Origin of the sequence: Shewanella sp. SW1, assembly GCF_025653545.1 — a bacterium.
Classification (GTDB): Bacteria; Pseudomonadota; Gammaproteobacteria; order Enterobacterales; family Shewanellaceae; genus Shewanella; species Shewanella oncorhynchi.
In genome coordinates this window covers 235,546-247,498 of sequence record NZ_JAKKSG010000002.1, presented here as the reverse complement: position 1 = coordinate 247,498, position 11,953 = coordinate 235,546, and the positions used below count along the sequence as shown (strand labels likewise).

12 protein-coding genes are annotated in these 11,953 nt (G+C 45.1%); 8 read left to right on the top strand and 4 right to left on the bottom strand.

Features of this window, described 5'->3' with window-relative positions:
- Positions 1–112 precede the first annotated feature (112 nt).
- The gene (locus tag L5M71_RS02940) at positions 113–751 is read left to right on the top strand and encodes a GNAT family N-acetyltransferase (RefSeq protein WP_131523813.1); all 639 of its coding nucleotides are present in this window, start codon (positions 113–115) and stop codon (positions 749–751) included.
- Positions 744–1,049 (top strand): DUF962 domain-containing protein, encoded by a 306-nt coding sequence (locus tag L5M71_RS02935; RefSeq protein ID WP_263138099.1) that lies wholly within the window; start codon positions 744–746, stop codon positions 1,047–1,049. The genes L5M71_RS02940 and L5M71_RS02935 overlap by 8 nt, the downstream gene beginning before the upstream one ends.
- Before the next feature lie 1,755 nt (positions 1,050–2,804).
- Here L5M71_RS02935 and L5M71_RS02930 read toward each other — a convergent pair.
- Both L5M71_RS02930 and L5M71_RS02925 read right to left on the bottom strand, forming a co-directional pair.
- Positions 2,805–3,191 carry a DUF3301 domain-containing protein gene (locus L5M71_RS02930; RefSeq protein WP_006080967.1) on the bottom strand — a complete coding sequence of 129 codons (387 nt, stop codon included), beginning with the start codon at positions 3,189–3,191 and terminating at the stop codon, positions 2,805–2,807.
- Complete coding sequence (locus tag L5M71_RS02925; protein ID WP_263179970.1) at positions 3,188–4,201, bottom strand: DUF3549 family protein; 1,014 nt, start codon at positions 4,199–4,201, stop codon at positions 3,188–3,190. Before L5M71_RS02925 ends, L5M71_RS02930 begins: the two co-directional genes overlap by 4 nt.
- 163 nt (positions 4,202–4,364) lie before the next feature.
- Between L5M71_RS02925 and L5M71_RS02920 the strand changes: the two genes are divergently transcribed.
- Both L5M71_RS02920 and truC read left to right on the top strand, forming a co-directional pair.
- Positions 4,365–4,685 (top strand): YqcC family protein, encoded by a 321-nt coding sequence (locus L5M71_RS02920; protein ID WP_173245855.1) that lies wholly within the window; start codon positions 4,365–4,367, stop codon positions 4,683–4,685.
- Positions 4,672–5,517 (top strand): tRNA pseudouridine(65) synthase TruC, encoded by an 846-nt coding sequence (gene truC, locus L5M71_RS02915; RefSeq protein ID WP_263179971.1) that lies wholly within the window; start codon positions 4,672–4,674, stop codon positions 5,515–5,517. The genes L5M71_RS02920 and truC overlap by 14 nt, the downstream gene beginning before the upstream one ends.
- A 121-nt stretch (positions 5,518–5,638) precedes the next feature.
- On the opposite strand, the gene L5M71_RS02910 is transcribed toward truC, so the two are convergent.
- The gene (locus tag L5M71_RS02910; RefSeq protein WP_105249725.1) at positions 5,639–5,833 is read right to left on the bottom strand and encodes a hypothetical protein; all 195 of its coding nucleotides are present in this window, start codon (positions 5,831–5,833) and stop codon (positions 5,639–5,641) included.
- A gap of 121 nt (positions 5,834–5,954) precedes the next feature.
- On the opposite strand from L5M71_RS02910, the gene L5M71_RS02905 reads away from it, so the two are divergent.
- The 4 genes from L5M71_RS02905 to L5M71_RS02890 all read left to right on the top strand — a co-directional run bounded on the left by L5M71_RS02905 (position 5,955) and on the right by L5M71_RS02890 (position 10,988).
- Complete coding sequence (locus L5M71_RS02905) at positions 5,955–6,419, top strand: flavodoxin (RefSeq protein ID WP_212600026.1); 465 nt, start codon at positions 5,955–5,957, stop codon at positions 6,417–6,419.
- Positions 6,371–7,852: a PTS transporter subunit EIIC gene (locus L5M71_RS02900; protein ID WP_263206333.1), complete on the top strand. Its 1,482-nt coding sequence runs from the start codon at positions 6,371–6,373 to the stop codon at positions 7,850–7,852. Before L5M71_RS02905 ends, L5M71_RS02900 begins: the two co-directional genes overlap by 49 nt.
- A 165-nt stretch (positions 7,853–8,017) precedes the next feature.
- The gene (purU, locus tag L5M71_RS02895; RefSeq protein ID WP_263206385.1) at positions 8,018–8,884 is read left to right on the top strand and encodes a formyltetrahydrofolate deformylase; all 867 of its coding nucleotides are present in this window, start codon (positions 8,018–8,020) and stop codon (positions 8,882–8,884) included.
- Between the two features lie 172 nt (positions 8,885–9,056).
- Entirely contained in the window at positions 9,057–10,988 is a 1,932-nt protein-coding gene (locus L5M71_RS02890) for an HD domain-containing phosphohydrolase (protein ID WP_263206331.1), read from the top strand.
- A gap of 134 nt (positions 10,989–11,122) precedes the next feature.
- Here L5M71_RS02890 and dapD read toward each other — a convergent pair whose 3' ends face one another.
- Positions 11,123–11,947 carry a 2,3,4,5-tetrahydropyridine-2,6-dicarboxylate N-succinyltransferase gene (gene dapD / locus L5M71_RS02885; protein WP_028760609.1) on the bottom strand — a complete coding sequence of 275 codons (825 nt, stop codon included), beginning with the start codon at positions 11,945–11,947 and terminating at the stop codon, positions 11,123–11,125.
- Between the last annotated feature and the right edge of the window lie 6 nt (positions 11,948–11,953).

Genomic DNA, 11,953 nt, shown 5'->3' with positions numbered 1-11,953 from the left:
AAGCGCCTGATTGAAAAATGCAATCTATGATTAAAATTTGCACTTTTTAGTTTCCTTGGTAGATTAACAGTTACGCATAAAAAAGTGTGAGCTAAGTCAAGGAATGCTAACGATGGACAATGAAATTCTGGAGGACTGCCGCGCAGTCTATTTGACCGCGGAAGACTTACGCATTGCCGCTTCTATTCTCTATAACGCTTACCATGATGATCCTTTTTTTGTCGATTCACTCTTTACCTCAGACAAAGCCGCTTATGAGCAAAAATTGCGCGCCGCAATCAGGGAAGAACTCAATACGTTATGGCAACAAAAACAAGCCCTCATAGGTTTATTCGACCATGAAAGACTCTTTGGGTTAGCCTGTGTAGTTACTCAAGAAGTGCCTTTAGGGGAAGGGCGTTATTGGCATTGGCGCTTAAAGATGTTGTTAGGTACAGGTTGGCAATCGACTCAAGCACTAATGAACAAAGAGTCCAGTATTATTGAACTTTTACCCAGTAAGCACTGCGGTATTTTGCAGTTTATTGCTCTTGCACCAAATGAACAGCACAAAGGACTTGGACATAAGTTAGTGCAAGCTGTGGTGAGTTGGTGTGATGAGCAGCCTGATTTGGATGGCATTGGTGTGTTTATCGCTCAGGAGAACCACTTGCAACTGTTTACTCAGCATGACTTTGTATCCATAGGCGAGCTGAGTATCGGCAGTATCCATGGCCAGCTTTTATTCTATTCGGTTCAACAAGATGACTAACTCTTATAAACGTTTCGCCGATTTTTATCCTTTCTATTTATCCCAACACCAGCACCCGACTTGTCGGCAATTACACTTTGTTGGCAGTTGTTTAGTTCTGCTGCTGATTGGCATTGCCTTGGTTTCACAAGCCTGGTGGCTATGCTGGTTTATTCCTATTGTTGGTTATGGTTTTGCATGGGTGGGACACTTCGTATTTGAGAAGAATCGACCCGCGACATTTCAGTATCCTTTTTACAGTTTGATGGCAGATTGGGTGATGTTTGCGCAGATGATTCGCCGCTTTTTTAAACATTAAAAAAATTGCCCGAGTGAGATGCCCATGCCAGTGTGAGAGATCGCTTACAAACGTTGTAGGACATAATGTTTTCTTTTTGATTGTTTTTTGTCCTGCAATGTTTAATTTTAAATAGAATCATTGGGTTGTATTTGTTTTTCTTTGGTTGGTCCGTAATTAATCTTGTAGTCCGTTCTTTGAGCCGAACAAAAACGTTAGGGTTAACGTAGAATTCACTCATGGCCAAAGCAAATGGATAGCAAGGAAAGCAAAACAGGCCAAAGGGACGCAAGAAGCAACGAATTAAGATTTCAAGGTTGAAATCGCTGACGGTAGGAAAACTGTCATTCGCCTCGGATAGGCTAAGGAAAAGCAGGATTGCTGGAAAAGCAGGATTGCTTTTCAAGGATGATTAGGGACAGTGAGTTGTATCGTCAGGATGATGAATTTCAGGAAGAATACAGGACACGCTTAAGGATTAAGCATGAACTCGAAACAGGATGTGTCGAGATAAGGATAAAGTATAAGGGTGAACAGCTTGTACTAATCTATGGAAAATAAATTTTGCAGGATGCAATAGGAATAAGTCATAGGAAGTGACAGGCTCTGTAAAAAGGATTTACAGGTCAAGGGACTGAGTGTTATCTCACGTAAGTTTGATACACAGGGACGAAAAGGGATTACAGGGACGACGCAGGACGCAAGCAGACGCATGGATGGTGCAGGGAGCACAAATCGAGCAGGACGGCTTACAAAGGATAAATGGGGCGCACTTTAGTTGCGCCCTTTTCTTTGGTTCATTTTCAGCATTAATCTGGCTTTGCCAAGCTATAACGCTATTCACGCTATAACGCTATTCACACAGACTTTATCTTAACGCTGCTTAAAGACATCTTGCCGTAAAACATGTTTACCAGTCTTACTTCTCTTATTGCCCAATGATTTACTCTCTGTGTTCTGGTCATTCGCCGAATGCTTGTCGAATTTTGAGCGATAGCGGTTTATGCATAAGTCCTTCAGGGGAGAACATCTAGCACTTGCTTACTTTTGATTTGAATTGCCATCCTCCGTGTAAGAGATCTCTCACAAGTATGTAAGTAATTTGTAAGTCTAAAGGGTGGTTATGTCTCTGGGTTAGTTATTATTTTAATTTATATCAGTGGGTTAGCCTGTTTGTTATCAGTTGGGCTCACCATTTTTTTGTTAACATTTTAAATAATCCACAATGAGTACTTTCGTTGGTTGGCGTAGAATTCATCTTGTAGAAGGAATTGCGGGCAACAGGATGTTGGCGATCAGGATGATCGAACAGTGACTAAGGAATGTGACTTAAGGAAAGATAGGGATATAGGCCTTTCAGGATGAAAGAGAGCCAATACCAAGGAAGGGAGACTATCAAGGATTGATAGACTTATTGCATAGGATGGCAATGGCACAGGGAGTGCAATTGAATGGATGCAATACCCGTTTCATGGATGATGATGGAACCGCTCAGGAAAGAGCAAGCTTGGGACTGGATGACCAAGAGATAGGGAAGTACATGAGTACAAGGACCTCAAGGATTGAGCAGGGATGAAGCAGGACGCAGATTGACGCATGGATGGTGCAGGGAGCACAAAAATAGCGGGATAGCTTAACAGAGAATAGGAGGGCGTGGCTTTAGGGCCGCGCCCTTTCTTTTTTATTTTTACAGTGAGTTATTTTGCAGCACCAGAGAATAACTGATTATTCTCAATTCTGGCGAACAGCTTATTTGGGCATCATAGTCGATAATACTTAATGACACTTGCCTGAGCTACAGCCGCTTTGCGTACCACAACCGCCAAATTTCCCCTGCGCTGTCGGCGCCTCTTGCCATTCGGGCTCCGGGAAGATAGGCCATTCGATTTTTTGAATTTTCTTGCCTTGCATCCAAATATGGCCACTGTACTGGTTAATGCCGTCGGTGCTGAATTCAAATAAATATTTCGCTTTCCAACAAATCCCCGTGGTGCCGCCAATGCTAGGGCGGGCGGTTTCCATTGCTATGGCTAATAGTTGCACTTTTTGTCGCCAACATTCTTTTTCGGCAAAAATACGGCTCAACTCTGCCATTTGGCGTAACTGCCAAAAAAATGCGGCAATCACGACGAGGCCAATAATTAACAGTAAATCTGACATCATTTGCTTGCTGCCTTAAACAAACCACCTATGGCTTGTGATAGTTGAATGCTTCGATTGGGATTTCTTAACTCGCCTAGTAGTTGATTGCGCAAACTAGGAATAGCCACAATATCAGCAAAGACCTGATTAAAAAAGGCTTGGGGCTGCAGTGCTAGGGCTTCTAAGTAAAGACTGCGACTTGAATCTTGTTTTAATACCGACCAGTTACGTCCGGCAATACTGATTAGGGCATTGGTATCTAAAGAGGCTTGGCCGTGTAGATGCTCAAACGCTTGTTGGCTGTGTTTGGCGCTAGAAGCCAAAGCTCGTAGGAAATAGGCTTGGTGCTCTGGGGCTGCATCTTGAAGTTTCGTGAGAATCTTATCGGCGAGTGTGTCGCTAATCAGCAAGTGTTCAAGGCATTGGCATAGGGCGATTTGCACTTCGATGGCGGCTGTATCAAAACTCAATACCAAGTGCTGCTCATGATCAAATTCTTTTGTGCGTACACACACATCGGCTATGCCTTGCATTCCAATATGTTGCCATTGTGATGGGGCAATTTGGCCTGACAGATATTGCACGGCAAACTCGTATTGTGATGAAGCGCGCTGGCCAAGTTGTTTACGAACGAGTGCGTTAAATACGGCAAGTTTTTCCTGGCTTGGCTTGAAATTAAACGGATTATTCGCGAGTCGTTCTTGCTGCTCATCACTGAGTGGCTGAGTGGGATCTTGCCCTAATGCCGCTAATATCATTTCGATAAATTGTGAGCGCGGTGCAGGCGACAGTAATCCTTGCTCATCTAACGCCAGTTTTAGAAACCAAATAAAGTGTTGCTGGCTCGCATCCCAAAAGACAATAGCAAATTGTGCATGCCCTTGAATGGGATAAGGATAAGGGGCTGACAGAGATTCGATTTGGTGAAATGCGAGCATATCAATATGTTGCACCCTACGGCCAAGATCATACACTTGGAACTGGGTTTTGGCTGTGGTTAAAAACTGGCTTAAAGTTGTAATTTCAGTCATTTGGCTGCCATATCAATCAAAGAGGCTCAATAAATTGGCGCCATTATAGGGGGAAGTGCGTCTGGATGGTATTATTGCGGCACTTTAATCGACCTATTCGGCCAGTGAATTGTGGGGAGTTCTTGAATCACAAAGGGCTAATATGAGAATGGATCTGAAAGCTATGTTATACAGTCAAACCCAAGCTAAATTGGCTCAGATTACCCACGCGCTGCAAGCGGCCGAGTTGTGGTCTGAGCAAGCGCCTTCTGCCGCTGCAATGGCAAGCACAGCACCTTTTGCCTGTGATCTTATGCCCCTTGAGCAGTGGCTGCAGTTTATTTTGTTGCCTAGAATGCAGACTTTAATCGAAACGGGGGCGCCATTGCCGACGCAAATTGCGATTGCCCCTATGGCTGAACATGTTTGGCAGGATATGCTCCCGCGCCAAACTTTAATTAGCGTATTGAATGAATTGGATATGTTGTTAAATGAATCAAGATGATATCTGGCTTGAAACGCCTGAAAATGCAGTGAATGTATCCCAAGAGGATGATTCAGAAGAGCAGGCGCCTGAGATTGAAATTCTTTATGAAGATGAGCACTTAGTGGCAATTCATAAACCCGCAGGCTTATTGGTCCATCGCAGTTATTTAGCGCGTCGGGAGCGATTTTTTGCCATGCAGCTGACCCGTGACTTAGTGGGCTGCCATGTGTTTCCTGTACATCGTCTCGACAGGCCGACATCCGGCGTGCTCTTGTTTGCCAAGAGTAGTGAAGTGGCCAATGCTCTGTGTGAGCAATTTGCCTCCCATACGATTGAAAAACAATATCTGGCTTTAGTGCGCGGTAATATGCATGAGAGCGGTATTTTAGACTATGCGCTTAAGGTTGAGTTGGATGAATTAGGCGATAAGAATGCCGATCCTAATAAAGCGGCGCAGGAGGCTGTGACGGCGTATGAGCCGTTACTCAATACTGAAATTCCGTATCCGTCAGGTCGATATCCCACTAGCCGATTCGCACTGGTACGCTTGAGTCCTAAAACGGGGCGTAAGCATCAGCTCAGAAGACACATGGCGCATTTACGCCACCCCATCGTCGGTGATACCACCCATGGCGATGGTAAGCAAAATGCATTTTTTCGTGAGCATTTCGGTATTAATCGCCTGTGGCTTATCGCAAAAAAACTCACCTTTACACACCCTATAACTCAAACTCGGCTCAGCATAGAAACCGAGCTCGAGCCTGAGTGGGAAACCGTGTTTGCCGAGCTAGGTTGGGATGAGGCGACCTTGAGTCAGCAAGCAGAGTTATTCATCGCCCAAGAGGCGTGAACAGCAAGCGGCCAATGCTTGATATGGTGATATCAACTTAGCCGCGTGAATAAAATTAAGTGCATTCACTTTGCTTTGTTATTGAAACTAAAGTCATCGAATTTAAAACGAGGTGGATTGCTTAATCGAGGAGTTGTGGCGTTTGTGCTGTTTGTGGCCGCAGCTCTTGCATCATGACGGCTAAGGTTGAGAATCCAGACGTGAGTGCAAGTGGCGATATGAGATTTTGCTGGGCGGAGTGGAAATAGTTTTTACGCCGAATATGGGTTGTTTTGTGGTGCTGCTTGAGGTGTTTTTGGCGGGTGGACTGTCGCATTAGATATTTTCTCACGCTCAATGGCTTGATTTATAAAAAATTTGCGCCTTAGCTTGCTCATACGCTGAACAATAAAGTAAGGTCAGCCTAATAAGGTTTGTAACGCGATGTGGAGTGTATCATGAAAAAGGTGAATCTGGTGTTTGGCACTGTATATGGTAGTGCACAATTTGCCGCTGAAACCCTAGAGAAAGAAATGCAAGTTTTAGGTTATGATGTCACATTGTGGCAACCTAATGAGGTAGCAAGCTTTATTCCTCCTCAGGATGAATTGTTAGTGGTGGTGACTTCGACGACCGGACAAGGGGACTTACCCGATGATATTCAGTCTTGGTACCATAATCTTAAACATCTAGCACCCTATTTACCTGAGCTTAGATACAGTGTGATAGCTCTAGGTGATTCAAGTTATGAGACTTTCTGCGGTGCAGGTAAGTCTGTAAATGCACTCTTGAGTGAACTTGGCGCTAAGCCGCTGGTGGAATTACTTGAAATTGATGCCTGTGAAACCATGGAACCTGAGGTTGAAGCGATAAAATGGCTAAAACGCTGGAATCAAGTCGTCAAAACCGAGCTCGTCGCTTAGGTAGTTTCGTCAATCTACAGTGGTTTAAATTTGCCCAGCGCTTAAGCCAAGCGCTGCTTATTCCTATTGCCATTTTACCCGCCGCTGGGGTTATGCTCGGCTTAACCGTTAGTCCGATTCCTTTTATGCCCGAAGAGCTGACAGTGCTGATGCTGGCGGTAGGCAAACTCATTTTCGCCATTATGCCGATGTTATTTGCCGTGGCTGTCGCTATTGGTTTTTGTCGCGATCAAGGCATTGCCGCCTTTTCGGCAGTGTTTGGTTATGGGGTGATGACAGCGACGTTAGCCGCACTGGCCGATTTGTATCGACTTCCAACCCAACATTTATTAGGAATGGATACCTTAGATACTGGAATTGCAGGTGGCATGATGCTCGGTGGTATTACTTGCCTCGCAGTCCGTTGGAGTCAATATATTCGCTTGCCTGCGATTTTCTCTTTCTTCGAGGGACGTCGCAGTGCATCTTTACTTATTATTCCCCTAGCGATGAGCCTAGGTTATGTACTCGCCCATGTGTGGCCACCCTTAGCTTTATTGATTGAGCTCGTATCCGACTGGGCGGTTTATCAAAAACCCGCCATCGCCTTTGGCGTTTATGGCGCATTAGAGCGGTTACTTATTCCCCTTGGCTTACATCATATTTGGAATGCGCCTTTTTACTTAGAGGTGGGCCAATATCAGTTATTGGGGCATGAAGTCGTTCGTGGTGAGGTGGCGCGCTATTTAGCGGGCGATCCGCAGGCAGGAAACCTTGCCGGTGGTTATCTGATTAAAATGTGGGGATTACCGGCGGCTGCACTGGCAATGTGGCGCTGCGCAGATCCCTCAGAGCGGAATCGCGTGGCGGGTATTATGCTCTCGGCGGGGGCGGCAAGTTGGTTAACTGGGGTGACTGAACCTATCGAATTTGCTTTTATGTTTGTGGCGCCGATTCTATTTATTATTCACGCCTTACTCACTGGGCTCGCTTATTTTGTCTGTATTATGCTGGATATTCACCACAGCATAGTATTCTCCCAAGGGCTGGTGGACTTTACGCTGCTATTTCCATTGTCCCGTAATGCCAGCTGGTTTATTTTCCTTGGGCCTTTAACCGCCATAATATATTACCTGTTGTTTAGACTGAGTATTTTAGCCTTTAATTTGAAAACTCCCGGTAGGCTTGAGCATAACGACAGTAAAGGACCCAAAGAAAGTTTACGGGCGATTATTGCGGCGCTCGGCGGGCGTGAAAATATCGTTGAACTTAATGCTTGTTTGACACGGTTACGCTTGAGCGTACACAAGCCCGAGTTAGTCAATAAGGTGCGTTTGAGTCAGTTGGGCGCTAAGGGCGTGATCGTTATGGGCAAAGGTGTGCAGGTGGTTTACGGCACTAAGGCCGAAACCTTGCGTAAAGTATTGCAGCGTTACTTAGATACTCGGCGCTAGGATTGTGTTTTTACAAAATTAACTGCTTAATTTTTACATTTTATTGATTCAAGCCTCTGAAATATCATTTTTATTTTCGCATTATAGGGTTTTCATACTGTTCAGCATGATTTGCTATGGCAAACTCGATGTAGGGACAATATAGGAGAGCCAACTTTGCAACAAATGACTGAAACTCGCGGTAATACTTCGCCATCCATGGAACGTAAAATCTTACTGACGGATTGCGCTGATGCCCAAGGCCTCATCGCTAAAATCACCAGTGTTTGTTTTACTCATAAACTGAATATCATCAAAAACAGTGAGTTTGTGGATAATGCCCAAGGGCGTTTCTTTATGCGAACTGAGTTAGAGGGCATTTTTAACAGCGAACAGTTATTGCAGGATCTGCGTGACGTACTGCCTACGCAAAATCATATGACGTTAGTTAGCGCGGGTAAAAAACGCATTGTGGTGTTAGTCACAAAGGAAGCGCACTGTTTAGGCGACTTGTTAATGAAAGCCTATTACGGTGGTTTAAGTGTCGAGATTGCCGCTGTGGTGGGCAACCATGATGCACTACGTGAATTGGCAGAGAAGTTTAACATCCCCTTTCATCTGGTGAGCCACGAAGGCTTAGACCGAATTCAACACGAGCAAGCACTGTTGGCTGCGGTATCGCAATATGAGCCAGATTATCTGGTGTTGGCTAAGTACATGCGGGTGCTAACGCCTGATTTTGTGGCGCAATATCCTAATCACATCATCAACATCCATCATTCTTTTTTACCTGCTTTTATCGGCGCAGCACCCTATCGCCAAGCCTGGGAGCGCGGGGTGAAAATTATCGGTGCGACGGCGCATTTTGTGAATAATTGCCTCGATGAAGGGCCGATCATCAAGCAAGACGTGATTCCCGTCGACCACAGTTATAGTGCCTTAGAAATGGCGCGTGCTGGGCGCGATGTTGAAAAGAGTGTATTGAGTAAAGCGCTGCAATTAGTGCTCAACGAACAAGTGGTCGTGTACGGCAATAAAACGATCGTTTTCTAAGATGTAGGTGAGTCGTGGCAATGGCATGACATTCAGCGGCGTTTATTTTAACCCGCGTCTGTCATGAAATCAGCTATCATTATGTTTATTGGAGATTTTATAGTGCTCACATTGGGGTGAACATAGCGGTATAGTGTATTACCCATGCTCGAATTACAGGTCGGAGTGCTGGATGTCAACTCGTCAAAGCCTTATCGTTGGAATGAAAGACTTGCCCGATAGTTTGAATTTATCTTGGGCACAGCTAGATGAGCAGTTTTGTGTGCTACGGATGAGCCAAGCCTTTTACAGCCGTTGCAAACGCTCTGCGGCGCAAATCATTAATCAACCCATTAGCCAATTGTTTAGTGCTTTTAATGCTGAACTATGCGCCGATATAGTGAGGCGACGCGGCCAAGAAATCGGTTTTCAATTACAAGATCATCGCGGCATACGTGTGCATCTCGCGCTGCATTCTTTGCCTGAAATGGGATGGTACTTGATTCTATCCGACATCAATTTTGAAGATCCGCAGATGAAGGAGTTGCACTCGGATTATCGTCGAGCGATTCAAGCCAGCGATGCTTGGTTGCAACACATAGAAGATGTGATTAAATCCTCCCAAGAAGAAGTATTTAAAGTTGCAGTTTCTAAGGCAATGTCGCTCACTGGCAGTCGATATGGCTTTATTTTGTTGCATAACGAAAAGTTAAAAACACTCACACTCGCCGCGCGTTCTGAGTATCCCCACGCAGAGGCTAATCAAGCCGATTTTGTTGAAGATAATATCCAAGTGTCAGAACTTGAAAGCCGCGTATGGCTCGAATGTGTGCGAGATTATAAGCCGATCATCCAAAATCAAACCGACTCTCAAAGGCGCTTAGGGGATTTGCCCTTAGATAAACTGCTACTTGGAGGGCGTTACTTGGCGGTGCCGATTTTATTTCGCAGTCGCTTAGTGGGCATGCTGTGCGTGGTCGACCGTAACGAGCCTTTTAGTCGTAATGATGCGAGATCATTACTGACTTTTGCCAGCATTTTATGGCACAGCATTGAACTACCACGCACATTGCGCGCGGTATCCCGCCAGTCCAAAATCATTAAAGCGCAAAAAGAGCAATTATCTCAATCGTTAACACAGCTTATTAGTGCTATTTCTGAGGCATTAGAACTGAAAGATGCCTATACCGCAGGGCATCAAAAGTCGGTGGCGCAATTAAGTTATTTGATTGGTGAGAAATTAGGTTTAGACCCGCTGCGTTTAGAAGGGCTGAAGATTGGTGCCTTAGTCCATGATATCGGCAAGTTAGCGATTCCATCGCAGATTTTGACAAAACCGTCAAAACTTTCAAAAGAAGAATACGCATTAATTCAGACTCACCCATTACATGGTGCTGAAATTATTGAGGATGTGGAGTTTCCTTGGCCCATTAAAGAGATGATTTTACAGCATCATGAGCGGCTCGATGGCTCAGGTTATCCCGCGGGCTTAAAGGATAAGGCGATTTTATATGAGGCGAAAATTATTGCTGTCGCCGATGTTGCCGATTCGATATTGTCCCACAGGCCTTATCGCCCATCATTAGGGCTGGAGAAAATGACTGAAGTGCTGCGTGCGGGTAAAGGGACACTTTTTGACCCTGAGATAGTCGAAACTTGTTTAGCGATTTTGATTAATCGAGAGTTGAGTATTAGCGATCATATCGGTGCTGCGCCGCTTGAACCTTTAGTCACTATTTCACTCGACCATGAGTTAGTTGATATTAAGCGTTTACTTACGACTGCCCATGCTAAGGTGGCCGTGGTATTGGATGAGCAACATAAGATACTAGGGGTGATCACGAGTCGCTTACTGGAACATTGGTTTAGCCCATTACTTGGCACTGCGGCTGAGCGTGAACTGGATAGGGCATCTTTACATAAAAAAGCCCATCAGATCATGGAGCATTCAGTGCCTATTATCAGTGAGGTGGCCACATCGGAAGATGCATTACTGCAGTTGAATTTACTAGACTCAGAATATCTTGTGGTGGTGAACAAAGCGCAGCAGCCATTGGGGATTATCGGCTGGCGGGCTATTGCCATGACGAGAAATGCATTCCGTGAAGTAGAGCGTTTGATTTAAGTGTCTTATTAAACACTTTATTTTTAAGCCTGATAATAACAGCGCAATCGTAGGCTAAATTTTACCGACAATAAAAAAGATGCCCTTAGGCATCTTTTTATGGAACTCATGTTATCGAACAAATGCTGTGACTGTTAATCAACAATACGCAGTAATTCGTTGATACCCACTTTACTACGGGTTTTTGCATCGACTTTCTTAACGATAATAGCGGCATAGAGGCTGTACTTGCCACAGGCTGATGGTAAGTTGCCAGAAACAACCACAGAGCCTGCTGGTACACGACCGTAATGCACTTCGCCGGTTTCGCGATCATAAATTCGAGTACTTTGGCCGATATACACACCCATGGAAATCACTGAGCCTTCTTCAACCACGACGCCTTCAACAATCTCAGAACGTGCACCGATAAAGCAGTTATCTTCGATGATGGTTGGGCCCGCTTGTAATGGCTCAAGTACGCCACCAATACCTACGCCGCCAGATAAATGCACGTTTTTACCGATTTGTGCACATGAGCCAACGGTCGCCCAAGTGTCAACCATAGTGCCTTCATCAACATAGGCGCCTAAGTTCACATAGGATGGCATCAACACGGTATTTTTACCGATAAATGAGCCTTTACGTACTGTCGCCGAAGGCACTACACGAATGGCTTCCGCTTTAAAGCGGGCTTCATCATATTCGGCAAATTTTAACGGCACTTTGTCGAAGTATTTGGTTTCGGCGCCATCGATAACCACGTTATCGAAAATACGGAAGGACAGTAATACCGCCTTTTTCAGCCATTGGTGCACATGCCATTGTCCGTCGATTTTCTCGGCGACACGGACTTCACCTTTATCGAGCATATTGATGACATTTTGCACATCGCTGCGCACACCTGCGTCAACTGTGCTTGGTGTGATGTCGGCGCGTGCTTCAAAAGCCGCCTCAATACGTTGGCGTAAAGCCTCCATTTACTT